The organism is Spirosoma rhododendri (assembly GCF_012849055.1).
Classification (GTDB): domain Bacteria; phylum Bacteroidota; class Bacteroidia; order Cytophagales; family Spirosomataceae; genus Spirosoma; species Spirosoma rhododendri.
Genome location: NZ_CP051677.1, coordinates 3,153,384 through 3,180,011, shown reverse-complemented (window position 1 = coordinate 3,180,011; position 26,628 = coordinate 3,153,384). Strand labels below are relative to the sequence as shown.

The 26,628-nt window shown below is 57.0% G+C and carries 19 protein-coding genes and 2 pseudogenes; 3 read left to right on the top strand and 18 right to left on the bottom strand.

Annotation, left to right across the window (positions count from 1 at the left end; genetic code table 11):
* Window positions 1–2 precede the first annotated feature (2 nt).
* The 12 genes and pseudogenes from HH216_RS25930 to HH216_RS13095 all read right to left on the bottom strand — a co-directional run bounded on the left by HH216_RS25930 (window position 3) and on the right by HH216_RS13095 (window position 18,171).
* Complete coding sequence (locus HH216_RS25930; protein WP_254448417.1) at window positions 3–1,244, bottom strand: glycoside hydrolase family 97 N-terminal domain-containing protein; 1,242 nt, start codon at window positions 1,242–1,244, stop codon at window positions 3–5.
* 11 nt (window positions 1,245–1,255) lie between these two features.
* A complete protein-coding gene (locus HH216_RS13130) occupies window positions 1,256–3,514 on the bottom strand; it encodes a glycoside hydrolase family 9 protein (RefSeq protein WP_254448416.1) in 2,259 nt (752 codons plus the stop codon).
* A complete protein-coding gene (locus HH216_RS25925) occupies window positions 3,511–3,798 on the bottom strand; it encodes a hypothetical protein (RefSeq protein ID WP_254448415.1) in 288 nt (95 codons plus the stop codon). Before HH216_RS25925 ends, HH216_RS13130 begins: the two co-directional genes overlap by 4 nt.
* 25 nt (window positions 3,799–3,823) lie before the next feature.
* On the bottom strand, window positions 3,824–5,377 hold the full coding sequence (locus HH216_RS13125) for a glycoside hydrolase family 43 protein (protein WP_169551215.1): 1,554 nt from the start codon (window positions 5,375–5,377) through the stop codon (window positions 3,824–3,826).
* A gap of 27 nt (window positions 5,378–5,404) precedes the next feature.
* Window positions 5,405–5,914 (bottom strand): VOC family protein, encoded by a 510-nt coding sequence (locus HH216_RS13120; RefSeq protein WP_169551214.1) that lies wholly within the window; start codon window positions 5,912–5,914, stop codon window positions 5,405–5,407.
* 36 nt (window positions 5,915–5,950) lie between these two features.
* On the bottom strand, window positions 5,951–6,124 hold the full coding sequence (locus tag HH216_RS26650; RefSeq protein ID WP_332871513.1) for a hypothetical protein: 174 nt from the start codon (window positions 6,122–6,124) through the stop codon (window positions 5,951–5,953).
* Window positions 6,070–7,113 carry a DUF4986 domain-containing protein gene (locus HH216_RS26645; protein WP_332871392.1) on the bottom strand — a complete coding sequence of 348 codons (1,044 nt, stop codon included), beginning with the start codon at window positions 7,111–7,113 and terminating at the stop codon, window positions 6,070–6,072. Before HH216_RS26645 ends, HH216_RS26650 begins: the two co-directional genes overlap by 55 nt.
* 36 nt (window positions 7,114–7,149) lie before the next feature.
* Window positions 7,150–8,333: pseudogene (locus HH216_RS25550) on the bottom strand (beta-L-arabinofuranosidase domain-containing protein); the annotation flags it as partial.
* Window positions 8,334–8,559: 226 nt separating this feature from the next.
* Window positions 8,560–10,239, bottom strand: a complete 1,680-nt coding sequence (locus HH216_RS13110) for a glycoside hydrolase family 43 protein (RefSeq protein ID WP_169551213.1) — start codon at window positions 10,237–10,239, stop codon at window positions 8,560–8,562.
* Window positions 10,240–10,536: 297 nt separating this feature from the next.
* Window positions 10,537–12,995 (bottom strand): annotated as a pseudogene (locus HH216_RS13105) (glycoside hydrolase family 95 protein).
* Window positions 12,996–13,082: 87 nt separating this feature from the next.
* Window positions 13,083–14,897, bottom strand: a complete 1,815-nt coding sequence (locus tag HH216_RS13100) for a RagB/SusD family nutrient uptake outer membrane protein (RefSeq protein WP_169551212.1) — start codon at window positions 14,895–14,897, stop codon at window positions 13,083–13,085.
* A 13-nt stretch (window positions 14,898–14,910) separates the two neighbouring features.
* Complete coding sequence (locus HH216_RS13095) at window positions 14,911–18,171, bottom strand: SusC/RagA family TonB-linked outer membrane protein (RefSeq protein ID WP_254448414.1); 3,261 nt, start codon at window positions 18,169–18,171, stop codon at window positions 14,911–14,913.
* Window positions 18,172–19,068: 897 nt separating this feature from the next.
* Between HH216_RS13095 and HH216_RS13090 the strand changes: the two genes are divergently transcribed.
* From HH216_RS13090 to HH216_RS13080, 3 genes are read left to right on the top strand one after another with little or no spacing between them, the layout of a single operon-like run.
* A complete protein-coding gene (locus HH216_RS13090) occupies window positions 19,069–19,554 on the top strand; it encodes a (2Fe-2S)-binding protein (RefSeq protein ID WP_169551211.1) in 486 nt (161 codons plus the stop codon).
* 45 nt (window positions 19,555–19,599) lie between these two features.
* Entirely contained in the window at window positions 19,600–20,253 is a 654-nt protein-coding gene (locus HH216_RS13085) for a hypothetical protein (RefSeq protein ID WP_174842711.1), read from the top strand.
* A 7-nt stretch (window positions 20,254–20,260) separates the two neighbouring features.
* Window positions 20,261–22,414 (top strand): molybdopterin cofactor-binding domain-containing protein, encoded by a 2,154-nt coding sequence (locus HH216_RS13080; RefSeq protein ID WP_169551210.1) that lies wholly within the window; start codon window positions 20,261–20,263, stop codon window positions 22,412–22,414.
* A 193-nt stretch (window positions 22,415–22,607) separates the two neighbouring features.
* Here the strand turns inward: HH216_RS13080 and HH216_RS13075 are convergent, their stop codons facing one another.
* The 6 genes from HH216_RS13075 to HH216_RS13050 all read right to left on the bottom strand — a co-directional run bounded on the left by HH216_RS13075 (window position 22,608) and on the right by HH216_RS13050 (window position 26,570).
* Complete coding sequence (locus tag HH216_RS13075; RefSeq protein ID WP_169551209.1) at window positions 22,608–22,769, bottom strand: hypothetical protein; 162 nt, start codon at window positions 22,767–22,769, stop codon at window positions 22,608–22,610.
* Window positions 22,770–22,865: 96 nt separating this feature from the next.
* On the bottom strand, window positions 22,866–23,192 hold the full coding sequence (locus HH216_RS13070) for an L-rhamnose mutarotase (RefSeq protein ID WP_169551208.1): 327 nt from the start codon (window positions 23,190–23,192) through the stop codon (window positions 22,866–22,868).
* 1 nt (window position 23,193) lies between these two features.
* Window positions 23,194–24,252, bottom strand: coding sequence for an MFS transporter (locus tag HH216_RS13065; RefSeq protein WP_169551207.1), 1,059 nt, complete (start codon window positions 24,250–24,252; stop codon window positions 23,194–23,196).
* Window positions 24,171–24,584 (bottom strand): MFS transporter, encoded by a 414-nt coding sequence (locus HH216_RS13060; protein ID WP_169551206.1) that lies wholly within the window; start codon window positions 24,582–24,584, stop codon window positions 24,171–24,173. The genes HH216_RS13065 and HH216_RS13060 overlap by 82 nt, the downstream gene beginning before the upstream one ends.
* Before the next feature lie 216 nt (window positions 24,585–24,800).
* Window positions 24,801–25,625 carry an amidohydrolase family protein gene (locus tag HH216_RS13055; protein WP_169551205.1) on the bottom strand — a complete coding sequence of 275 codons (825 nt, stop codon included), beginning with the start codon at window positions 25,623–25,625 and terminating at the stop codon, window positions 24,801–24,803.
* A 90-nt stretch (window positions 25,626–25,715) separates the two neighbouring features.
* The gene (locus tag HH216_RS13050; protein WP_169551204.1) at window positions 25,716–26,570 is read right to left on the bottom strand and encodes a fumarylacetoacetate hydrolase family protein; all 855 of its coding nucleotides are present in this window, start codon (window positions 26,568–26,570) and stop codon (window positions 25,716–25,718) included.
* Between the last annotated feature and the right edge of the window lie 58 nt (window positions 26,571–26,628).

Below are 26,628 nucleotides of genomic sequence, written 5' to 3'. Positions count from 1 at the left end.
GCTTATCCCCGCCAAAAAAAATCGACCTTGATACCTTTCACGCCGATTCGTTTCATCCAGGCCATTTCCTTACGCCGGGCGATGGTGTTGTCCATGATACCCCGTGGCCCCTGTGGTGCATCGTTCCAGTAGCCGTTGGAGTTGTACCACAAATAGAGGCTGACGCCTTTGGTTGCCGCGTATCTGGCCAGTTCAGCCACTTTGTCGCGGCCAATCTGCGTGTCCCACAGCGCATCGACCAGCACCGTTTTGTAGCCCATAGCCGCGCTGAAGTCGATGTACCGGACCTGCTCGTCGTACACCGTTCGGCCGTCCATGCCGATAATCCAGCTCCACGACCCTTTGGTGTACTCGTATGGCTGGGACCCTTTATACCGGGGTTCGACCACATCGAACGGCACCGTCGTTTCAACAATCGGGGCCAGTGTTTCACCGACCGTGATGGTACGCCAGGGCGTTTCGCCGGGCAGCGGAATCCCCGGTGCCGAGGTGCCGATGCCGTTGTTTTCGTCTGGCATCGGGAAGCCAATGGTGTATAGCCCGTCAGCATGGCCGATCAGGCGGCTGCCACAGTATCGGCTGTCGACCCCGGCTTCAGAAATCAGTACCCAGCCGTTGCTGTTTAGGTTAAACAGGCAGGGAAATGTATACCCGTTGCTCCGGCCATTTTCCCCCAGCGTATCATCGACGGTGTACGGTATTTCGTAGCTGGGCATAGTCCGCGCAAAACCAACCATCGCTTTGCTTTGCGCCGAGAGAAACGTGGTTGTGCCGGTTGGCAGGACAAAGCCCGTTTTTTCTTCGTTGACAACGCATGAGCGTGACGCTTTTTGTGGATAGACTTTGTACTTAAACGCCACATCGTTGTTGCTCACCCTGAACGTAATATCGATAGCGGGTGCGTTGTCTTTCGAGTACGAAAAAATGCCCTCGTTCGCCACGTAATGCACGTTACTTTTCTTGATGGTCTTTAGCTCGTACGACCGGTCAATTTTGGTAATCGCTACCGGTTTTCCTGCGGCAAGCCCTTCGGAAAAGTCACCCACGTTTGTTTTTAAACCAAGTGGTGATCGGGCTAAAAATGGCTTGCCATTCAGCGAAATGCTGTAGGTCGGTTTGCCCGTTTCCAGCGATACGGTTACCACTAATTTTCCGTCGGGGCTGCTCACCACCGGATCAGGCGTTTGTGCCTGGCCGACGTACCCGCAAAGCCACAGGGGCAGCCAAAGAATAAGGCGTTTCATTCGTCGTTGACCTACTTTTTAACTAGTTCATTGGCAGCACCGGCCAGCAGGATGTAGGCCGAGCAGATGTCGATAATCACTTCGTTTTCACCCCACAGAAATGGCCAGTCTTCGCGGTTTTCCGGAAAATCGGGTTTCAGCACCATAATGCCCGGCACCACGCCCCCGGCGATGTAGCTGAAGTCGGCGCGGTTGCTGCCGTAGGTGATCTTCTTGGAGCGTGTACCCACCGCCGACACAAACGAGAGGTTGTGGTACGGGTGGCAACCGAAAATGTAGTTCAGTCCTTTGAAAACGTACTCAGGACTGATGATGTCCGGGAAATGCTTATTGGCGTGGTAGTTGGTGATGGCCCAGCTGATTACCTGCTGATTGCTGCCCCAGCCGCCCCGCGTACCGGCCGGTACACCATACGGATTCTGTTTGGTCAGTTCGTCGTTCGAGGCTTTGAACTTCACCACGTAGTCTCTCAGCTTCGTCTGGTAGGCCTTGTCCATGAACGGATAAGCTTGCAGGGCGGCCGTCAGCCCCTGCCCCACGTTCCGGTCGAGGGCAGGCCAAATCGCGTCCGTGAATTTTTTGGCGTAGCGGTCGTCTTTCGTCGCGATGAACAATTGCAGGGCCGCTGCCATTTCAGTATTCCGCCGGAACATAGCAAACCGGGACGTATCCGTGTTGACCTTCCCGTCGTTGTCGTCCCACAACCGTTTCGCGTACGTCAACGCCTGTGTCGACAGCGTATCGTTGTACCCCTTCAGCGCCCGGCTGGCCGCGGCCAGGGCTGCGGCTGTGTTGTAATCCAGAAAGGCCGAGCGCGTGGTAAAGGCCCAGCGGTCGTCCATGGTGCCGCTCGATTTACCGTCCGACTCGTAGGGTTTCAGATTCGGGTTGTAGGGCAGGTTGTCGGTTTCGGTGTTGGCGTCGCCGAGGTGGTGGTACTGATGGAGGTTCGGCACGATGATGCCCCGCACCGGATGCCCGATGTTTTTGACCTGCGCCACCAGATTCAGCGTGCCGTGTTCGATCTGCTGCAACAGGTCCGGTTTACCATCGGGCCGGTGAATATCGACGTACTGCCGGGCCTGATCGATGCGGGTTTCGTCGCGGTTTAGTTTCAGCTTTTCCCAGGCCTCCACGAAGTTCAGAATCGTAGTGTTGTGCGAGCCGGTCTGAATGTCAAAATCGCCCGCGTCGAACCAGCCGCCTACGCCCAGGCCGGGAATCCGCTCCAGCGGTTTGTACTTCGTATCAGTTTTGTCGCCCATGCTGTAGCCGTCGAAGTGCTGCTGATTGAGCGGAGCCTGGAGGGCATCGTCCTTAAACGGCGCACCGTGCCACACGCGGTAGGCTTCGTTCACCGTCATGTGGTCCATCTGCACCGGAAACCACACGTCCAGCGTCGGGTGCCAGATGTTGCGGTACACGTCGGCGGCAATGGGGAAAATATTCGTCTTCTGATCGCCATACTGGATGTAATAAACGCCCGGCTCTTTCACCGACGTAAAATCGAATCTGGCGTAGTTGTAGCGCAGAAATTTACCCCAGGGTATTACGGCTCCTTTCAGTTTTTCGACCTGTTTGCCATCGGCCATCACCTGCATCAGCGACGCCGTTTTCAGGGCCTGATCGGCCTGATCCAGTTCAATCACCGCTACTTTTTCCTGACCGGGATTGTAGCCCACCTGCGAGAACTCAAGCACGGGCGCGCGCTTCCAGTTGGGCAGCACGTTGGGTTCTACGTACCAGGTCAGCACCTTACCGGTTTTCCCGGCGGGCAGCATACTCCGCACGATAAACCAGCCGTTCTGGGCCAGATTCCGCCCGTCGAACAGCATCAGGTCCGTTTCTGATTTGATACTGACCATGTGTTCGGCATCGTCGGGGGCCAGCACCATCGTCTTGCCCGATGCCAGGGCTTCCGGCACGATAAACTCGGCTTTTCCCCGCTCTTCGAAGGTGTTGTGGATGCCAAACTGCTGAATCTTCTGCGAGAGCGGTTCCGTTTTGGTGTTGCTGGCCGGATAGAGCGGAAACGTACCCGGCCGTCCATCGGCCAGATACGATTTCTCGAAATAAGCCGACGGCACAAATTCAAGATTGAAACCGGCTTTACCGACCACCTTTTCGGGCAGCGGTTTATCCAGATACACGTTGACCTCGAAACCATTGCCCTTTGGGGAAACGACCACCCGCGAATCGAAATCGACTTCCTGATACCGCAGGCCTACCTCGATGCTGTTGGTTGCCTTGTCCACTTTTCGCGCGGTCATCTTCGGCACCAGATCCCACTGTTCGGGGTATTCTGCAACCGCACAGCCCCGCCCGTCGACGTCCGCACCCCGTGATGAATCATTTCGATACCGGCCGTTTTTTCGTCGAAAAACATACCGTTATACTCGCTGCTGAACACCAGTACGTTCAGCCCCTGCGTGTCGAAATACCCTTTTTCGGTTAGCTGAAGTTTCTGCCCGAACGCCGACGTCGCAAGCAGCAGCAAACAACTGACCCGGAACCAGCAGCCAGTAAATCGAGAACGAATCGAATTAGTCTTCATCGGTTAAGGGTTGGTTTTAAGGTAGTTATTGACTGTTTACGCGGAAGTAGTCAAAATCGGCGTACCCACCCGGCTGACGGGTGGCGTAATTGAACAGGCCGAAACGGTAGCCCATGAAATGCGGGATGGTGTAGGGCATTTTGATCGGTTCACCAATGGCCTCCCACGTTTTGCCGTCGAGGCTGTAGAAGAAACGGCCGGTGTCTTTTCGGTCGCGGAAATCGCATTCGGCTTTCAGGTAAACGACCGACGCCGACAGCGGCACCCGCTGCATCTCGACGGCTTTACCCGACGCGGCACTGACCATCACGATGGCTCGGGTGCCGTCGGTTTGTTTTACCCCCACCAACCCGTACTGTTTCTGCAACAGGCTCAGGCCCGCGAAATCGCCGTCGGTTAGCTTCGACACGTCGAGCCGGGTGGAGCCGGTGCATTGGGGGCCGATGGTCCGCTGCGTGAGCGTGTTGCGAGCCATTACGAACGAGGTATCGGTGCGCCCGGTTTTCAGGCGCAGAAAGCCGTTTCGCTCCGAAACAGACCACAGGCTATTATCGGGGTTATGGTTCCACTGCCACGCCAGCGGCAGCGCCGGTTCGCCCCTTTTGCGGGTAAACTCATCCGACGCCACGATGCCGGGAATCAGCCCGTTACTGGCGGGCAGGTCGAGCGTCTGTGTCACTTTCCCGTCGACGCCCAGCACAGGCCAGCCGTCTTTCCACGTTACCGGCACCAGATACGGAATCCGCCCCACGCCCCCGAAGTCGCGGAATAGGTACGCAAACCACCGGCCGTCGGGCGTGTCGATCAGCCCACCCTGCGCCACGCCCAGGTCCTGCAACCCAATCCGTCCCTCCCAGGGGCCAGCAAGCTGATCGGCGCGGTGGATCACGACGGTCCGCATACCGCCCTGCGGCCAGGTGATGTTAAAGAGGTAGTACTTGCCGTTGACCTTGAACAACTGCGAGCCTTCGGCGGGCAATCCCCGACCCGTACCCGATGGTTCGCTGGCGTTTTCGATGAGCACCCGCTCGGTGCCGGGTTTTACCCCCGATACATCGGCGTTTAGTTCGACAATGCGGAGTTTACCCGCACCGTAGACCATATACACCCGGCCATCATCGTCGAAAAAGAGGCTATGGTCGTGAAAGGACGGTTTAAACGAAACGGCTTTCCACGGCCCTTTCTCAATGTTTTTTGTGCTGTAGACGTGCGTCCGGCCCGTCGTCTGGGCGAAGGTGGTGGCGTAGTAGGTGCCGTTGTGCAGCCGCAGACTACTCGCCCACGAACCCCGCCCGTAGGTGCTTTGGCCATTGGTCAGGTTCAGCGCGTCGACGGTAGCCAGCGTGTCGTAGGCGTAGCCCACCAGCTTCCAGTTCACCAGATCCGTCGATTTCATGATCGGCAGGCCGGGGCTCAGGTGCATGGTGGTACTGCTCATGTAATACGTCTTGCCCACCCGAATCATGGCCAGATCGGGGACGTCGGCGAAGATGATCGGGTTAGTCGCTTTCTGCGCCAGCGCCGACGGTTGTCCCGACAGAACCAGCAACCCGGTAAGGCAAATCAACAGGTATTTCATGAGCGTAATCGTGTACAGCGACGGGGTCTAGTTGAGTGGGCCAATCAGCTCGATGAAATTGCCGTCGGGGTCCTGCACGAACACGAAATGCGCCTTGTCGTTGAGGAGTGTCGGCGTACTACCCAGAAACGGCACCTTCATCTTAGTCAGCCGGTCGATGATGGGTTGCAGGGCTTTCACCTGAATCGTGATGTACTGCATCCCCGTGTCGTCCTGAATATACTTCGGCTTCGGGTGAGACGCCTTTTTGCCGAAGCTCATCAGCTTCCAGTCGGTGGCTTCGGGGCTGTTCTCGAGTTTGAGAATCGTGACTGCCGCTGCCACCCCATTGCTCAGACCCGAGCGTTTACCAAAGTCTTCAGTGATGGTGAAATTGCCCGTTTTGACCATGCCGATGCCATTGACGTAGAAGTCGACCGACTTATCAACGTCGGCCACGACCACGCCGACCCCAATCACTTTACTGGTAAAATTGGATTGGGCTACACCGAAGTGGGTTAGTAACAGCGTGAGAATAAATAGCGAAAAGGTTTTCATTGGTACGTTTTTGTGTTTGTGTTTGGGGGTTTATGATCACTCTTTTTTCACCAACCGGACGTAATACACCGGCCCGGCAGCACTCTGCGGCAGGGCCTGAAACTTCACCCGGACAGTCTTTTTGCCCGCTACCATCGACGATGGAATGGGGTACGTTATGTCTTTGAACGCCGACTGATTCCAGCGGCCCGTATTGTCTTCCGTCGCCAGTTTCTGGTCATCGACGTAGATATCGAATTTGTGGTTGCCCCACTCCGCCCCCAGTACCGGACCATCAGACTCAGATCGGTCGCCCCCTCGGTAGTCAGGTTGTAGCTGAAATAGCCACCGTTGCTCGCGTCGCGCCAGAACGCATCCTGCGACGACCCTTTCTTCGACTTCTCGCTCTGCATGGCATGGTCGACCTCGGGCTGCTGTTCACCGGGCGCAACCGCGTCGACAGTGCGTTTTTGCAGCGCCAGCGTCTCGCGCTCTATACCGGCGATAGAGTCGAGGTACGTGCGGTAGTTGGCGTTGCTCAGGGCCATCCAGTACATCATGTAGCGGGCGTCGTGGATGCGATAAAACGGCTCCAGCACGAGATTCGACGCGTTGACCAATCGCTTTGCTGGCAGCTTGTACGTCAACGATTTACCCGCTACCGGCACCAGTTCATCAGTGATTGCCGACGAGTTATCGGCGATAAGAATCGGGGCTTTGTCGACGGGCAGACGTTCGCCACCGGCGATGTGCCCCCAGCGGCTGTCGTCGGCCAGCAAACCCGGCATGTTTTCGGTTCCGGTTTTGGCACCCAGCAGTATCGGGCCGTGCAGAATCGCGACGTAATTGGGTACGTTGGGCATCCGCTCCACGGTATTATGCATCGGTAAGTCAACCGTTAGCACATCGCCTTTTTTCCAGGCCCGTTTCACCGCAACGTATGATCCCGGCTGTGCTGAGTAAGCCACGTTCTTCCCGTTGACGGCCAATCTCAACGCCCCGGCCTCAACCCACGACGGGTACCGAATCAGCATCGGAAAGGTGCCCGCCCCCTCCGTGATGGTCAGTTTAGTCTGCTCCTCATCAGGGAAACGGGTCGTCTGCCGCAGCTTGATTTTCTTGTCGCGCCAGTTCAGTTCCGACGCCACGAACAGGTTCACAAACAGCGAATCGTGCTGATGGGTGTAGATGAACTGCCCGTATTTGCCGTGGTTTTCCATCCCGCTCCCCACGCAGCACCACATGGCTTCGTTGGGCGTCGAATAGACCCGGTAGTGGCGCGGCCGGGCGGGGGTAAAATACACGTACCCCCATTGGCGGGGTGTTGCGTCGACAGGATGTGGTTAAACAGGGCGCGTTCGTAAAAGTCAACGTACCGGGCGTCAGGCTTTGCCCGAAAGACGTCCTCCGTCAGTTTCAGCATGTTGTACGTATTACACGACTCCGGCCCCTCTACGTCGCTGACGAAATCGGTACTGGCGGCTTTACTGGGGAAAAACTCGCGCCGACTATTGCCGCCCAACGCCAGACTTCGGTTCTGCGTAACGGCCTCCCAGAAAAACGTACCCGCTTTGGTGTACTGCTCGTCGTGGGCCAGCTCGCCAATGCGATGAAACCCGATGGCTTTGGGTACCTGCGTATTGGCGTGCTTGTTATCCAGGTTGTCTTTACCAGCAGCCATCGGATCGAGGAGCTGGTGGTGTGAAAACCGCCGGGCAGCCGTCAGGTACTTCGCGTTGCCGGTCATCTGATAAGCGTCGGCAAACATCTCATTCATGCCACCATGCTCCGTGTTCAGCATCGACTCCATCTGCGCATCCGACAGCGCCGACGTAATGGCCATACCCCAATCGCAGAAGTTCAGGAATACCGTTTTGGCGGTTTCGTCGCCGGTGTACAGCCAAGCGTCGCGCAAACCGCTGTACAATTTATGGACGTTGTACCACGGCACCCAGGCGTTGTGGTACGCCTTGAAATCGCCCGTTCTAAACGTCGACCAGACGGTTTTGCTGTCGGGTACGCCACCCACATAGCCCACGCCCCAGTCCGGATTGTTTTTCGCACTGGCTTCCTGACAGGCTTTCAGCTCGGCCAGCATGTACTTCAGGCGCTGCTGACAGTCGGCGTTGCCCGTGGCTGCGTTCATCGCCAGCGCCGACAGGTAATGTCCACCGACGTGCCCGTCCAGCCCCGCCCAGTTTTTGAAGTCGGCGGCTTTGGGCGGCAGTCCGGCTTCCTTCCGAAACGGAGCCAGCAGCCGGTCGACGTCATAGCTGAGTAAGGTCTGCGCGTTCAGGTCCTGAGCATGCCTGAACGGTCCATCGAGCAGCGTCACGTCACGCAACGGAAATTCGTTAGCATACAGCCGATTCTGCGCATTCGTGTCATAACCACACAAACCCAAACAGACACAAGCCAGCCCGACGAAGAATCGATTCATAGTTGATTAAGCATTGGTTGTTTACCTCATTTTTACCCCTAAGAGGTTGTTTGGGGAAGATCCCTCCTGCGTCGAAATTGCCTTTTTGTCATCCCGACGTAGGAGGGATCTTCGGTAAGAGCAAACAAAACCGCCTGTTACCGAAGATCCCTCCTGTCGTCGGGATGACAGAAACGCTTCCCCAAACAACCTCTAAATACCTTCAGGGAGATTTAGGGGTAAAGCCTTACTTGTACATCGGGTCGTTGCCGCTGTACCGCAGGTAGTTAAAAGACGCGTGGTTGTCTGAGTTACTTCCCGACGAGGTAGCGTACAGGCCGAATACGCAGCCAATGAAACCGCCAGCCACCTGTGTGCTCAGAAACTTTCCGTCGACCTTGTCTTTGAGTAGTTTCCAGTCGTTGGGTTTGTCGGCTACGTAGAAATCATACGCATCGCCTTTGGCGTCGATACGGAGCATTATCTTCTTCGCGTCGGCCGATACGGGGGTATGGGCCAGCAGCTCCAGATTCTTGTCGTTAGTGCTCTTGAAAAGCTGTACCACGGGCTTACCCTGTTCGGTCGATTTGGCCAGAAAATAGAAGTGCTTTTCATCCTGGAAGATGACCAGCCCCGCCTTTTCATCGGCCGACTTAGCCGTGAAATCAAGCGCAGTTTCGGCGGTACAGTACAGGTGTTGCTGCCGTTTACCGATGAACGACGGGTTACCCATTTCCGAAATCGTTTCCGGCTTGAGATTCATCGTTAACCCGTTGGCTTTACCCAGGCTGAACGACTTGTCGTCGCGGGTACGCAGGAACAGCAGGGCCGGGTCGAGCGTCTTGTCGAAGTTGATGGTGTAGGCGAAGTTACCGTTCTGGGGACGGGCGTCTTTCTGCTTCACTTCTTTAAAATTGCCAACGTAACTATAGGCAATGGGCTTCTCGCCGTGTTCGATCATGGGCCAGTCGTTGGTCCAGGTCAGGGGGGCGATAAACGTTTCGCGGCCGGTGTTGTAGTAGTTGCCCTCGTACGGCCGGACCGCCAGGAAAATCGAATACCACTTACCGTCCGGCCCCTCCACGAACTGCGCGTGTCCCGCCGAGGTGATCGGGTCTTTGCGGTCGGCGGGCAGGCCGCGCTGGGTCAGGATCGGGTTTCCCTCGAACGGCACATACGGCCCCCAGACGTCTTTGCTCCGCAGCACCACCTCGGAGTGATTGACCGACGTACCGCCCTCAGCCGCGTAGAGGTAGTACCAGTTGTTGCGCTTCATAATGTGCGGTCCCTCGATCCAGACGGGCTTTTTGCTCAGATCGACCCCACCGTTGACAAGCTGTTTTTCCTCGCCCAAAACTTTCAGGTTTTTAGCGTCGAACTCATACATCCGAATCGTCCGATGGCCGGGGTAAAGCGGTTTGCGGTCAGGTGCATCGCTGTTGTACAGGATGTACGCCTTGTCGGTCGACTCATCGAAATACAGCGACGGGTCGATGCCTTTCACTTCCGGCAGCTTCACCGGGTTGCTCCACGGCCCCGCCGGATTCGTCGCCGTCACGACAAAGTTGCCGTCGTGGTCGATGTCGGTGCAGGTGACGTAGTACGTGCCTTTGTGGTAACTGATGGCGGGCGCAAACAGACCCCGCGTCATGCGTTCGCCCATAAAATCCATCTGCTCGGGCCGTTCGATGACGTTACCGATCTGCTTCCAGTTTTTGAGGTCTTTGCTGTGCAATACCGGGATGCCGGGGAAGTACGAGAACGTGGAGTTAATGAGGTAATAGTCGCTGCCCACCTTCACGATGCTGGGGTCGGGATAAAACCCGGTCATGATGGGGTTGACCAGCGTTGTCGTCTGCGCCAGCGTTACTTGGCCCATGCCTGCGAGCAGGGCAGCACAAAGAGCTGTAATAATGCGTTTTTTCATGAATTGAATCGTTTTCTGTATGCGTTTGTGGTAGCCCCGGAGGAGCCTTTTTTTGCTGACTTGGTCTACCCCCCAGCCCCCTGAAGGGCAGGGCTGTTAAGTTCTTGACTTGGTGTTATCTATTGCCAAATTTCCTTAGATCTGTTTACCCCCCAGCCCCCTGAAGGGGGAGCTGTTCATTCGCGGAATGCTCCCCCTTTAGGGGGCTGGGGGGTAAACGAACTAGAACTTAACAGCCCTGCCCTAAAGGGGGCTTGTTCCACTGGTGAGCAGAGCCCCCTTTAGGGGGTTGGGGGTTTATTGCGCGACCAGCGTGTAGACAGTGCCGCGCTGTGTGGGTATGTCGTAGAGCCAGGTTGGTTTCAGGGGCGAGGTGGCCGGGGCCGGATCAGTCAACGTGGCAACAATGGGCGTGGGCGTTTCCTCCGTCTGGTAGAACTCGTTTGGGTTTGTCCCTGATGCCGTTGCCAGCGTCCCTTTGCTCCGTTTCAGTTCGTTCGGCGTGCGGATGCGCAGGTTGCCGCCCAGGTTCGACCGGATTTCAATCTTCGTCAGCTTACCGCCGGTCCATTCCATTGCCACGATCTCGAACCCACCTCGCGCCCGTAGGCCACTTATACTGCCCGTCGGCCAGACGTTGGGTAAGGCGGGCAGCAGGTGGAGGGCACCATCATTGCTTTGCAGGAGCATTTCGGTGATACCCGACGTGCAGCCGAAATTCCCGTCAATCTGAAACGGCGGGTGCGCGTCGAACAGGTTGTTGTACGTACCGCCCCCTTCTTTGTTGACACCCAGCGGGGTCAACTGATTCTGGATGAGCGTGTAAGCGTGGTTGCCGTCCTGGAGTTTGGCCCACCAGTTCACTTTCCAGCCCATGCTCCAGCCCGTCGAGACGTCGCCCCGGTGGGTCAGCGTCGTGCGCGAGGCATTGAACAGATTGGGCGTGCGGTAGGCCGAAATCTGGTTCGACGGAAACAGGCCGTAGAGGTGCGAAATGTGCCGGTGCTTGTCGTCGGGGTCGTCGATATCGTCGAGCCACTCCTGCAACTGCCCGTGCTGCCCGATGTGCATGGGCGGCAGTTTAGCCCGCATCTGCCGGAGCGAGTCGGCAAAGGATTGATCGGTTTTCAGCAGGTCGGCCACGCGGATGGCGGTGCTGAACACGTCGAACACGATCTGATTGTCCATCGTCGTGCCCGCGTCCAGCGACGAGCCGCCGTGCGCCTTCGGTGCGTTTTCGGGCGACGTGCTCGGCGTGACGACCAGCCATTTGTACCTGGGGTGCTCGACCAGAAAATCGGCGTAGAACTGGGCCGCGCCTTTCAGAATCGGGTAGGCCGACGCCAGAAACGCCCGGTCGCCGGTGTAGAGATAGTGTTCCCACAGATGCTGACTGAGCCACGCGCCCCCGGCGGTCCACATACCCCAGAACGCGCCATCGACCGGGCCGTTGATGCGCCAGATATCGGTGTTGTGGTGGGCCATCCAGCCGCGTGCGCCGTACATGACCCGCGCCGTCTCCTGCCCCGTCTGCGACAGGTCGCGGATCAGGCTAAACAGCGGCTCGTGCATCTCGGTCAGGCCCGTTTTTTCGGCGGGCCAGTAGTTCATCTGCGTGTTGATATTGATGGTGTACTTGCTGTCCCAGGGCGGGCGCATACTCCGGTTCCAGATACCTTGCAGGTTGGACGCCTGCCCCCCGGCTGCGACGAACAGATGAGCAAATACCGACCGTACTGGTAATAGAGCGTAACCAGTTGCGGGTCGTTGACAGAGCGGAAATTTTTCAGCCGTTCGTCAGTCGGTAGTTTGGCCGCGTCGGTCGACGTAAGATCGAGACGAACCCGGTTGAAATAGCGTTGGTAAGCGGCTACGTGCGGTTTGAGCAGGGCGGCATACGACTGGCGAAACGCCTTGTCGAGCGTGGCGGTTACGCGCTCCGTCTCGTTGCCGCTCAGGTCGTTGTAGTTGACGAAGTTGGTGGCGATGGCCAGGTAAATCGTGGCAGTCGTGGCCCCGTCGACAACCAGCGTCTGCCCGTTGGCCGACACCGTGCCGCCGGTGGTTTTGATGCGGGCTAAGCTCTTGAACTTTACTTTGCCGGGTACCCCCTCATGGTCGGAGGTGGTGCCAGCCAGCATCAGTTCGTTGCGGTTCGTGGTGTTGATAAGGGCGTTGGGGTGTAGGCTCGTAAATGACGTCACGAATGACAGCTTGCCGGGCTTATCGGCCGATAGCTGCACCACCAGCACGTTGCTAGGGAGCGACGTAATGACTTCGCGGGTGTAGGTCACATCGCCAACTTTGTAGGTCGTTTTGGCGACGGCCCGCTCGATGTCGAGTTCGCGGTAATAGTTGATAAAGGTGTCGTGACCGGCAAACGTCAGGAGCAGGTTCCCGACGGGCTGGTACATCTGCCCGTGCGTTTTTTTGGTAATGATCGACTTGTTGGCCAATTGTTCGGCTTCTTTCTGCTTGCCGTCGAAAATCAGTTGCCGGATTTCGGGGAGCACCGCTTTTGCATCGGGGTTGTCGTTGCGGTTGGGGCTACCGCTCCAGACGGTGCCTTCGTTGAGTTGAAGCGTTTCCTGGGGCACGTTGCCGTAGACCATCGCGCCCAGACGCCCGTTCCCAACGGGCAACGCATTCTCCCAGACGGTTCCCGAGGGTTTATCGTACCAAAGTTTCAGGTTGGCAGTCTGAGCGTAGCCCAGCGTAGTTATCAGGGTCAGCAGCAGGCCGAAAAGGTGTTTCATACGTTGTGGCAGGTGGTGGGTTTGCGCAAAAAATAAAGGCTGTCCCAAAAGCGATTTTGCGGACAGCCTTTACTTATGCGTTAGCTATTAATACCCCGTATTCTGCTTAAATGCAGGACCATCAACAACCCGGTCGATCTGCGACTGCGGGATCGGCCGTAGCATGTTGAAATCCTGAATGTAGGGAGCTGCCTCCGGATTCCAGGCTTTCACCCGACGCACCAGCGAACGGGTCCGAACCAGATCATGCCAGCGCTGCCATTCGCCGAAAAACTCGCGGCTACGCTCGTCCAGAATGAAATCCAGCGTTACGTCCGACGGCTGAATCGTCATGGCCGTTACGGCAGCTGCGTTCTGAGCGGCCGTGTTTGTTCTGCGATACGCAGCCCGTTGCCGCACCACGTTGATCAGGGCCGCAGCTTTGGTGTTGTCGCCCGCTTTGAAGTACGCTTCAGCCCCCGTCATGTACACGTCGGCGAACCGGTACAGCACAGCCGGGCGCGTCGACGGATCGTTGAAGTTGGCACCCCGGCTGGGGTCCATAAACTTCTTCAGCGCCGGGAAAATACCGTTGTTCCACAGGCTTGGCGGCACCACGATGCCTTTGAACGGACGCGTACCCACAAACTGCGGGGCTCCGGTTACTTCGTAGTCCGGCAGCCAAACAGCCGTATCCTGCCCCACCACCGTCGTGAAGCCAATGCCCCGCTGGTTGTTGGCCGCGTTGGCCGCGTTGGTGATCGACGTATTCGAGATATACACCGTGTAGAACGAGTTGGCAAACCGGGAATCTACCGTCCGGTTGGTGAACGCCTGATCTAGGAAATAGCTCTTACCGACGTTGTCGCCACTTTTCTGCTTGTCGCTGTTGGGCCGCATCCGCACATACGGACGACCATAGTACGAGTCCCGGATCATCCCCGAGGTTCCGTTGTTGACCAACCCACCCGACGCGTTTTTGAAGGAATTGACACCGCTCGTGTTGGGGTAATTCCAGTTGGTAAACCAGGGGCTCAGGTTCTGCGCAGCACCACCACCGGCGGCTCCACCCACGGTATAGTAGCCGTACTTTGGGTCGAGCACGTGGTCGCTCACAAACATGGTTTCCTTGCCGTAATCGTTGCTCGGATTGAAGGCATCGCCATAGTCCTGCCACAGATCGAGTCCGTACGACGATTTGTTGGCGATAATATCCGCACAGATCGACGCGGCCTGCGTAAAATCAGAAGCCGTATTGTTGAGCCAGCCCCGCGTCAGGTACGCTTTGGCCAGCAATAGCTGCGCGACGGGTTTGGTAGCCGCTTTACCCAGAAACGGACTCGTCGGGGTGTTGGGCAGGTCGGCAGCGGCTTCGGTCAGGTCTTTGATGATCTGTTCGTACACCTGCGCTACGGGCTGGCGCGAAGCCGCCTGCGATGGCACGGTGATAAACTGCGTGTGCAGCGGAACATCGCCCCAGGTCTGTACCAGATAGAAATACCAGAACCCGCGCAAAAATTTGGCCTGAGCCAGATACTGCTTGCGGGTAGCATCGGCCAGATCTACCGTCTGCCCGTACTGAAGTACGCCGTTCAGTGTATTGATATCCTGAAAGGCGGTTCCCCACGCCGACCCGAAGTTACTACCGTTCAGACCGTTGTAGTCATAAGCCGTAGAACTACCCGCACTGGCCCCGCGCAGAAACTCATCGGTACCGGCCTGCATTTCAATAGTGAAGCCTTCGGTACCCCACTGTCCGCGGATATCGTTGTAGACACCGGCAATACCACCCAATACGCCCGATGCGCTGTTGAAGTACGACGGTACAATCTGAGATTGTGGGTTCTCTTCCAGGATTTTTTCGCAACCGGTGCTCAGCACTGCCGTCAGGCCAAGCACGGCACAAAATTTTATTGCTTTCATCGTAGGTTCGAGGTTAGAATTTAAGATTTACACCGAACGTAAATTGCCGAACGGGCGGGTTGTTGAGGTTAATGGCGATCTGGCGTGCCTGGGTTCCGGTATCCGCTCCCTGAGCAGCCACAGTCGAAGAAGCGTAGCCGTTGCCTTCCGGATCAACCGCCAGATGGTCGCGCACCAGTGGCGAGTAAAGAATCAGCGGATTGGTGACGTTCAGGTACAGCCGGGCCGAACTTACCCGCACCTTCCGGAGAAACTGCGTGGGAATCGTGTAGCCCAGGTTGATACTTCTGATTTTGATGAACGACCCATCGTAGTAACCCAGCGTCGACGCGAAGTACTGAACCGCGTTGTTGGCGTCGGGGGCCGGGAAGGCGTTGGTTGGGTTCGTCTCCGTCCAGTAATCGACTTTCACCTGGTTGGAGCGAGCCTGGTTGAAGAAAGCGAAGCCGCCACCGCCACCCGAGTTACCGGTGAGGTACGGTACCACCACTTTCATACCCATACGGGCGAAGGTCACGATAGACAGGTCGAAGTTTTTGTAGCTGAACCGGTTGGTCAGACCCGCTTCGAATTTGGGCTGAAAGTTACCCAGAATCTGCCGGTCAGACGGATCGATCTTCCCGTCGCCGTTGACGTCTTCCACCCGAATCTGGCCGGGCTGCTGAGCGGGCGAGGTTTGCTTGGCCAGCGTGCCGTTTTCCTTGTCGGACGTTTGCCAGATACCGATTTTCTTGTAGTCGTAGATCACCGAAAGTGGTTGGCCGACAAACCAGCCAGCGCCGATGTTAGCCTGTTCGGTTGGCGTCGTGAGCTGCGTAATTTTCTCCCGGTTGAAGTAATAGATAGCGTCTACACCCCAGTTGAAGCCTTTGGGGTTTCGGAAGATGTCGACGGTCAGCGATGTTTCCAGTCCACGGCCTTCGGTAGCGCCCAGGTTTTTCAGGGTCGAACCAGCACCGTTACTGGCTGGCAGCGGCACCGATAGCAGGATATCTTTCGTCTTCTGGTGGTAGTAATCAACCGATCCCGTAATACGGTTATTGAGGAAACCGAAATCAATACCGAGGTCAAGCTGCGCGGTCGACTGCCAGCCCAGGTTGGTTGCAGGCAGGCTGGTTACGGTGTAGGCCAGTTGCTGACCGGCCGTACCCAGACCGAAGTTGTAGTAACCAGCCGACAGCGCGCCGAGCGTAGCATATGCGCCCACGTTCCGGTTACCCGCCAGACCCCAGCTACCCCGCAATTTCAGGTTCGAAATCACCGGAACGCTCTTCATAAACGGCTCCTCGATGATATTCCAGCCCGCGCCGATAGCCGGGTAGTTAAAGTACCGATTGCCGGGCGACAGCGTCGACGAACCATCCCGACGCAGGGTCAGGGTCAGCAGATAGCGATCGTTGTAGCTGTAGTTTACCCGACCCATGTAGGAAAGCAGTCCGGTTTCGGCAAACGAGTTTCCGAAGTCAGAGGCTGCTACCGGTGTGCCGGAAGCCAGCGAGAAGTTGGCCGTTTTGATGTAATCGGCGGGTACCCCGGTGATCGTGAAGCGGCTGCCCAGCGAGTGGTTTTTGGTGTATTCATACAGGCCGGTAACGCCAATCTTGTGCTTGCCCACCGTTTTGTCGTAGTACAGCAGGTGCTGCATGTTGACGTCCCAGTATTCGGTATTGCTGATTTCGGCATTGGACGACGACTGCACCGTTGCCTGGTTGAAATACGTCAGCGGGCCGTTGTATCCATTGAAGGCCGACTGGCTGTAGTTTAGACCGGCGTTGAAGCGGTAGCGCAGCCCCGGCAGCAGATTTACTTCGGCATACAGGCTGTTGAACGTCCGCAACGAACGGGTGCGGTTCAGGTACGAATCCGTTTTGGTTAGAATCGTCAGCGGGCTGATCCGGGCCGCATCGATAGAACCCTCCGCCGGGAACAGGTTTACGGAGCCATCCGCATTGTAAGGCGATGCCAGTGGCGTCAGGCTCACCAGACCGCCCGGAATGCCGCCACCGCCGGGCGTATTCTGATAGGTAAGGGTATTGAGCGTATTCAGCCCGAACTTGATCCGGCTACCCAGGCGCTGATCGATCGTCGCCCGGATGTTCACGCGGGTAAAGTCCTGCCCCGGTATAACTCCGGTTTCGTTGAAATAGCCTAAGCCCAGCGAATACTGTGTGTTTTCAACGCCCCCCGTCATACCCAGTTGATGGTTGGTCATGAAGCCGGAGCGGTAAATCAGATCCTGCCAGTCGGTCGACACACCGGCCGCCAATGCTTCCTGCTCTTTCGGAGTCAGCGGATAGGCTGTCGTGCCGGGCGACGAGCGGTTGTACTTGGCCGCATCGGACTTGAACTGAGCGTACTCAGACCCGTTGAAGACGTTGTACTTGCCCATGATGTTGGTTACGCCATGGTAGCCGTCGTAGGTAAAGACAGGCTTACCCACTTTCCCCCGCTTGGTCGTCACGAGAATAACCCCGCCCGATCCCCGCGACCCGTAGATGGCGGTTGCCGACGCGTCTTTAAGAATTTCCAGATTGACGATATCGTCAGGGTTGATGTCGTTCAGACCACCATACGGAATCCCGTCGACCACGACCAGCGGACCGTCCAGACCGTCGCTTCCGCCCTGACTAGTTGTCAGCGTCCGGTTACCACGAATACGAATCTGCCCCTGCGAACCCGGTGTCGTGCCATTGCTGACGATAGACACCCCGGCCGCCCGACCTTTCAGCTGGCTGACCAGGTTGGGCGCAGGAACCTCTTTCAGAGTAGATTCATTGACCGAGGCTACCGAACCCGTGATATCGCGCTTGCGCTGCACCCCGTAGCCGACAACAACGACCTCGTCCAGCGTCTTGTCGTCCGGGGACAGGTTGACGTTGATCACCGATTGCGAACCGACCGTAATTTCCTTAGCGGCATAGCCAACCAGTGAAAACACCAGCACCGCTCCGTTGGGTACGGTGAGTTTGTAGTTACCGCTGGCGTCCGTCGTTGTACCGCGCGTCGTCGATTTGATCTGGATGTTCACCCCGGGAAGCCCCTCCCCTTTCTCGTCGACAACCCGGCCGGAAACCTGCACATCCTGCACGTCCAGACCCGCGATCCGGCTGGTATGCATCGATATAAAAGCTGACTGATTGTGAAGTGGGCTTATGCCGCTGTTACCGGCGAAGGTGCTGTTCATTATGCCCAACAGCAGCAGACTGGGCAGCCCCACCGCCCGTCTGGGGCTTACCCATTTGCCGGGCGTAGCTGATCGATAAAGTAGACTCATAGTATAGACTTGTTACAAAGTTTGGGGGTTGAAAACGTATGCTGGGTATCCGTGCCGGGTTAATGTGTACTCCAGACACATTCATAAATTGATGTACGTACGCTGTGCATTGGCTAGTTGGTTAGTGTAACTGGTTGGCAGGGGAGATTTTCGTATAATCCGTTAGTCTCGGAATAGATGGCCGATTAGATCGGCCCGCCGGATAAACCGCGTGCAGTGTATGTTCTTAAAGCAGGCAGGCCCGGCGGGAATACTGATTTTGCGCAACGATTTAAACAACTTTTATGCAATCGGTTGTAAAATTTAAGTGCAATTATACAGCACTATCTTTATAAAAGAAAGTATCGATTTAATAGAAATTGACTATTTTTTATCAGAAACTATATATTTATCTGCTTTCCCTAGCAACACAGTCAGCTTTGTTCATGGATCATGGTTGCGCAGCATCGCTGTACGGATCTTAGCCCGCCATCGCTTCATATCAACAACTAGTATTGCGGAAATACAACGGCTCTTTTCCCGCATCTACGAGTTTTCCGCAGCTAACACCTGGGTAGCGGCAGATTTTGAGCGGCAACTATTCGACATCCGGTAGCTCGATTAGTGTAACCAAAAACCTGTACAGAACCATCGCCCAGCGGCCTGACGGTGTACCGGATACGCAGACAGCGATACAGCTCCCATTGATTGACTCGCGTGATCTTCCGCTTCGATTCCGCAGAACGTCGCCCGCCAGCACCTGACGCGGTTGTAGCCTGACTACCGGTTTTGCTTGTCACGCTACAGCGTAGTAACTTGGCATCTGCTCAGTTGGCTGACTCGTATAGAATTACGGCTCGTATCCGCGGGTAAAGACAGCCGATCAAACCGCGTTAGCATCTTTCGACAGTATCAGCTATGGCAATTATAAAATGCACCATCAACGGTAAGGAGTACTCATTCGAGGCTGATCCGCAGATGCCCCTGCTGTGGGCTATCCGGGATGTTGTTGGGCTGAAAGGCACCAAATTCGGTTGCGGAGTGGCGCAGTGCGGAGCCTGTACGGTCCACCTGAACGGCGATGCGGTGCGGTCCTGCGTAACCCGCGTCAGCCGGGCCAACGGGCAGAAAATCGTCACCATCGAGGGGCTGTCGAAAAACAACGACCACCCGGTGCAACTGGCCTGGCAGGAGATCGACGTACCGCAGTGCGGCTATTGCCACTCCGGGCAGATCATGTCGGCGGCCGTGCTGCTGCGCGACAACCCCAACCCCACCGACGCCGACATCGACGCGGCTATGGCCGGGAACATCTGCCGCTGTGGCACCTACCTGCGCGTCCGCAAAGCGATTCACATGGCGGCTGCCGGTGTGGACCGCAAGGTGAGCAGCAGCAACGAATAAGCAATCCGGGTCACCGCCCGCCTGCGTTTTCTTTTTCCAGTATCTATGAAACATCCTTCCCAACTGGTCCGCCCCGACTGGCTCAATCAGAAACTGATGGCGCTGCTATCGGCGGGTCTGTTCGCGACCGCCGTCGGTACGTCGGCATTTACCGAACCAGCGAAACCAGTGATGCGGCCGGTACCGTTGGCCGTGGCACCCATTCAAAAAGACAGCGTAACGTCGGTGAAAGCCTTCGCCAGCGTGTATAAGGTGCTGATGAGTCCGCGCTGTATGAACTGCCACCCCGCCGGCGACATTCCGCTCCAGGGCGACGACAGCCATCTGCACGCTATGGCACCCCGGCGCGGCACCGACGGCAAGGGCATTTACGCCATGAAATGCACCAACTGCCACCAGCCCACCAACCTGCCGGGCGTGCATACTCCGCCGGGCAACCCCAACTGGCACCTGCCTCCGGCCACGGCCCGCATGGTGTTTCAGGGACGCACCCCGAATCAGCTGGCGAAACAATTGATCGACCCCAAACAGAACGGGGGTAAAAACAGGGAGCAGTTGCTCGAACACGCACACGATGGGCTGGTGGTGGCGGGCTGGAACCCCGGCGAAGGGCGTACGCTGCCGCCCCTGAGTCATGCCGAGTTTACCAAAGCCTGGACTACCTGGATTAAAACCGGCGCGTTTGCGCCCAAACCCTGAACCGATTATGGATACGCAACCCGTTTCCCGCCGGAATTTCCTGAAAGTATCGGGCCTGACCGGGGTCATGCTTTCGCTGGGTCTTTATTTGCCTGCCCGCGCCGAAGAGGCCGAGATTATCAACACGGCCGGGACTGCGAACCTCGGCACCGACATGAACGCCTGGATTCGCATCGATGCGCTGGGCAAGGTGACAATCACCGATCACCGGGCCGAGATGGGTCAGGGGTCGTATCAGGCCGTGCCGCAGATCATTGCCGAAGAACTGGAAGTGGCGCTTGATGAAGTAGCCGTCGTTTTCGCACAGGGCAACAAAAAATACGGTAGTCAGATCACCGGCGGCAGCTCGACGGTTCGCGGCTCGTACAAGAACCTGCTCAAACTGAGTGCTACCGCCCGCGAAATGCTGATTCAGGCCGCAGCCAACCAGTGGAGCGTACCCGCTGCGGACTGCTACGCCGAAGCCGGACACGTAATTCATAAGCCATCGGGTAAGAAAGCGAACTACGGAACGCTGGTTGCCGATGCCGCCAAACTGGAACCACCCAAAGATGTGGTACTGAAAAAACGGGCCGACTACAAGCAGATTGGTAAGCCGCTGCACCGGCCCGATACCCCGCTGAAAACCAACGGCACAGCGGGCTTCGGGCTGGACAAAACCCTGCCGGGCATGCTCTACGCGGCTGTCGAACGGAACCCCCGGATGCGCGGTAAGGTGAAAAGCTTCGACGACACAGCCGCCCGCAAAGTACCCGGTGTCAAACACGTACTGAAGGTAAAGATGCTGGTCTACAGCACGTACCGGGAAGGCGTGGCCATCGTCGCCGATTCGACCTGGGCGGCTTTGCAGGGCAAAAAAGCACTGAAAGTAGTTTGGGACGACAGCGGGTTCGAGCACCTGAACACCGACGAGATATATAAGCGGCAGCAGGAAGCCCTGCAAACAAAAGAGGGGCTGTCGCTCAAAAAGCAGGGCGACGTGACCGACGCGCTGGCGAAGGGAGCAACGAAGCTGGACGTGGTGTATGAAACACCTTACCAGTCTCATAGCTGTATGGAGCCGCTCAACTGCACCGCGCATTACCAGGCCAACAAGGTCGAAATCTGGGGACCGATTCAGGCCCCCGACTGGGTGCAGGATTCCATCAGCAAAGAAATGAACGTCCCCCGCGAGAAAGTCATCGTCAACATGACTTTTCTGGGAGGTGGCTTTGGCCGGAAGGCGTTCATGGACTACCCGCACGAAGCCGTGTTTATCTCCAAAGCGGTCGGTGCACCGATTCAGGTCGTCTGGACGCGGGAAGACGACACCACGCAGGGGCCCTTCCGCCCCGGCGTTTCGTATCGCTGCGAAGGTGCGCTCGCCGACGGCAAAATCAGCGCGTTTAAACTGCGGATGGCGGGTCAGAATCTTGGTCACTGGATGGGTGCCCCCAAAGACAAACCCAACGACAGCACCGACGAAGGTTTTCTCAAACCCTACACCGACAGCATCAAAAACCTGAGCATCGCCGACGTACCGTTTGAAACACCCATGCCGGTACTATGGTGGCGGTCGGTGTACGCGTCGACCAACGGGTTTGCCTACGAGAGTTTTGTGGACGAACTGGCCCACGAAGCCCGCAAGGACCCAATGACCTTCCGGCGCGAGCACCTACCCGACGAACGGGTGCAGAAGCAACTCGACAAACTGGCCGAGGTGTCGGGCTGGAACAGCCGCAAACCGGGCGAGGGCTATGGCATGGCCATTACCGAATGCTTTTCCAGCACCGTCGGGCAGGTGGTGAAAGTATCGAAAAACCCGGATGGCGGAGTAAAAATCGACCACGTCTGGGCGGTGATGGACTGCGGCTGGTACGTAAACCCCGACACCGTAAAGGCGCAGGTTGAGGGCAGTATCGTGATGGCGCTCGGCGCAGCCACGCAGCATGAAGTAACGTTTAAAGACGGGATGGCGGTCGACAAAAACTTCTACTCGTACCAGATGCCGCGCATCACCGATATTCCGCCCATCGACGTGTTTATCATGGACAACGACGCCGATGCGGGTGGTGTCGGTGAGCCGGGCCTACCCGCCTTCGCCCCCGCCCTGACCAACGCCATTTTCGACCTGACGGGTCAGCGCATCCGTAAATTGCCGTTTAGTCTGGCCACCGTATAAGCGCAGCGACTACCGATAAAACAGTAATTGACCGCTCTGCCAGAACCGCCCGCACTGCATGACGAAAAAGGCGTTCCTCAATCCGGTCTAGACCAAATCAGAAGGGGTCCCGGTCAGCAATATGGTTTATTGCTGACCGGGACCCCTTCTGATTTGGTAATGCGTGATTTACCGACTGGTAGTATGTCAAACGCTACAGTTCCCTCGCCCGCACATGTTCGATCTTGCCGTCGCGCATGATGACGAGTGTATCATCCTCGCGTTTCGCCTGCTCGACCAGTCGCCGGTGGCCTAGTTTTACGCCCTCTAGCAGCAACGAAGGAATGTCTTTTTTCGTCGGCTTATCCTTTTCCATATTCCAGATGCAGTTTATGTTACAAGGCTGAATCAGTCATTATCGTCTCAACAACCCTACTTCTGAAGGGCATGGATGGGTATAGCCGCCGATAGACTACAACGCGAAGATCTGCTTCATCAGTACCCACTTTTCGCCGGGTCTGGCGAAGGGTAATGGCTGCTGAAACGTGCTGACGAACGTTTCCCACTCCTGCACCGCCGGGTTGGCCGCGTCCATAGCCGCTTTGGTGTCGAACGAAAAGTTTTCGTCCGTTTCGATAATCATGAACAGCCGATTGCCGACCCGAAAAATCTGCATATCGTTGATACCCGACGTACGGATACTGGCGTCGATTTCGGGGCGAATCTGCACGTGCTGCCGTTCATATTCGGCGATCAGCGCGGGGTCGTCTTTGAGGTCGAGGGCGAGGCAGTAACGCATATCAGGGAACGAGTTCGGGTGGGGTGTTGGGCGTGCGCAGGTCAGTCGATGTAATCTTGTAGCCACTGGCCGCGAAAAACACGATGTAAGCGAAACACACCAGCGGTACGATCAGCGCGTAGACAGCCCCGCTGGCGAATAAGCCACCAGCTACGAGCGGCATCACGGCCCCGCCGACGATACTCATAATCACCAGCGACGACGCCAGTTTCGATTCAGCACCCAGATTTTTCGTCGCCAGCGCGAAGATGGTCGGGAACATGATGCTCTGGCAGAAGTACACGAAGCTCAGGGCGATTACAGCGGTCAATCCGCCAACGGTAATGGCGATGGCAACCAGCGCGACGGCGACGGCGGAGAAAATCGCTAACACCAGATTCGGGCGCATTTTGGTCATCAGGAACGTACCGACGAAGCGGCCCAGCATCAGCAGCACCAGCGCAAATGACGCGTGAAAACCAGCAATCTGCGTTGCCGACAGCTGACCGCCTTCGTTACCCGTCAGGCCGTTAATCAGGTGCATAAAGCCGAGTGCCGGCCCCCAGTGAACATCGCGCGAAAAGTCGAGTTTAAGATCGACGAAGTAGCCCCACAGCACGGCCTGCGCCCCGACGTTGGCAAACTGCGCAACAATGCCCAGCACCAGATGCCGGTGCCGAAACAGCCGCCCGATCGACACATTACTGTTGGTTTCTTCTTCCTCACCCACTTCGGGCATTTTCGTAAACGCAAACAGCAGCGTCACCAGCGCGATAATCGTCCCGATCACCAGATACGGCCCCTGCACCGACAGGGCTTCCTGCACCCGGATCGTTTCGGCCTCCGCCGGGGCCATCGCCGTCAGCATTTCGGGGGTGTACTCCGTTTTCGAGAAAATAAACAGGGCACCGATGATCGGCCCCATGATGATACTGATACCGTTGAACGACTGCGAGAAGTTGATCCGCCACTCCGATTTTTCCGGGTCGCCCAGCACGGTTACGTAGAGGTTAGCGGCCGTTTCCAGACAGGCAATGCCGCAGGCCATCGTAAACAGCGCGACCAGAAAGAAGCCGTACACCCGCGCTTCGGCCGCCGGGTAGAACAGAAACGCCCCCCGCCGTATAGAATCAGCCCGAGCAGGATACCGCGCTTATAGCCAAACCGGCGCATAACGTAACCCGCTGGCAGGGCCATAAAGAAATACCCTAGGTAGAACGCAAAATCGACAATCCCCGCCTGAAACCGGTTGAGGTCGAGGGCGATCTGAAACTGCTTGATGAGCGACCCGTTGAGACTGTTGGCCAGTCCCCACAGAAAAAACAGACTGGTAACCAGCGCAAACGCCAGCCCGTAGCTGCCCCCCGAACCGGGCTTAATTTTAACGGGGGTGGTTGGTGTTGGCAATGCCATAGTGTAGAAATGATTGGTTTAGGTATAAAAGGCCCTCACCGGCAGAAACCCCTCACCGGCAGCGGCCGACCGTCCCAACCCCTCTCCCAAAACGGGAGAGGGGAGAAAAAAGGAGTGTACTGCTCCCCTCTCCCGTTTTGGGAGAGGGGCCGGGACGGTCGGCCGCTGCCGGTGAGGGGGCATCCGGTACCAACGAGGGCAAAACAACGTAGTTCGTTACAGCCGGTAAAACGATACGGCATTCGCGCCGAAAATCTTGTCGCGAACGTCGCTGCCCCACGGGTCGACGTATTCCTCGATCAGCGTTTTAACCTGCGTATAGTTGGCTGCAACCAGACAAACGGGCCAGTCGGAGCCGAACATAAGCCGGTCAGGGCCGAAGCGATCAAACAAAACGTTCAGGTACGGAAAGAAATCGCGCTTGCTCCAGTTCTGCCAGTCGGCTTCGGTTACCAGCCCCGACAGTTTGCACTGCACATTGGGCTGCGCGGCCAGTTGCGTCATAAAGTTCGACCAGCGGGTGATCTCCCCTGTTTTGACGTACGGCTTCGCGATGTGGTCGACGACGAAGCTGACTTCCGGCACTTCCCGAACCAGATGCAGCGCGGCTTTCAGCTGATTCGGATAAATCAGAATGTCGTAGGTAAACCCAAACTCCGCCAGTTGCCGGATACCGGCTACGATAGCCGGACGCGCCAGAAAATCGTTAGGCTCGGCTTGCGCTACGTGGCGGAAGCCTTTCAATTCCGGGTACTGCGCCAGTTCGCTCAACTGATCCCGCAGATCGGGCGCGGTCAGATCAACCCAGCCGACAACGCCTTTTACGATGTCGTAGGTCTGCGCCATCTGCACCAGAAACTGCGTTTCGGCCAGCGACTGATCGGCCTGTACGGCCACGCAGCCGTCGATACCGTTCTGCACCAGTACGGGTTCGAGATCTTCGGGCAGAAAGTCGCGCTGAATCACCGCCATGTCGTCGGTAATCCAGCTATCCCGCACAGGATCATAATGCCAAAAATGCTGATGCGCGTCGATAGTCATAGTCAATTGTGAATGAGCGAATGAGTGATTGAGCGAATAAGGCTGACGCAGAATATTCACTCAATCACTCATTCACTAATTCACTCATTTTTAAGTAAACGCTACTGCTGTTTGCTTTTGCTGGCCGAGGCCGTCGATGCCGAGTTCGACCACGTCGCCGGGCTTGAGGTAGCGCTGGGGTTTCAGACCCAGACCGACACCGGCGGGGGTTCCCGTCGAGATAACGTCGCCGGGCAGCAGGGTCATGAACTGACTGATGTAGCTGACCAGCGTCGGTACGTCGAAAATCATGTCGTCGGTGTTCGAGTCCTGAAGTTTTTCGCCGTTGAGCGTCAGCCAGAGGGGAAGCTTGTTGGGTTCGGTGATCTCGTCGGTCGTGACCAGATACGGACCCAGGGGCGCAAACGTGTCGGCGCTTTTGCCCTTCACCCACTGCCCGCCACGCTCCAGTTGCCAGGCGCGTTCGCTGTAGTCATTGTGCAGCGCATACCCGGCAATGTAGTCCATCGCTTCGTCGAGTTCCACGTAGCTGGCGCGCTTGCCAATCACGATAGCGAGTTCAACTTCCCAGTCAGTTTTTTCCGACCGCTTGGGAATCACCACGTCGTCGTTGGGGCCGCACAGGGCCGTTGTTGCCTTGAAAAACAGAATGGGTTCGGCCGGGATGGGGGCGTTGGTTTCGGCGGCATGTTTGGCGTAGTTCAGTCCGACGCAGACAATCTTCGAGGGGCGTTTTACGCACGACCCAAACCGTTCGTCGGGCGACACCTCCGGGCAGTTCTGCGCGTGAGAGTCGAGCCAGTGCGCCAGCCGGGCCAGGCCGTTGGTGGTAAAAAACGATTCGTCGTAGTCTTCGCCGAAGTGCGTTACGTCAATCGACTGACCGGATGAGAGAACGACGCCGGGGCGTTCGTGGCCGCTGGGGCCGAAGCGAAAAAGTTTCATGTAATCGTTCAGGCTTTGGTTCAAAAGTACGGCATAGCCTGTCTTTAACCATAGCCCC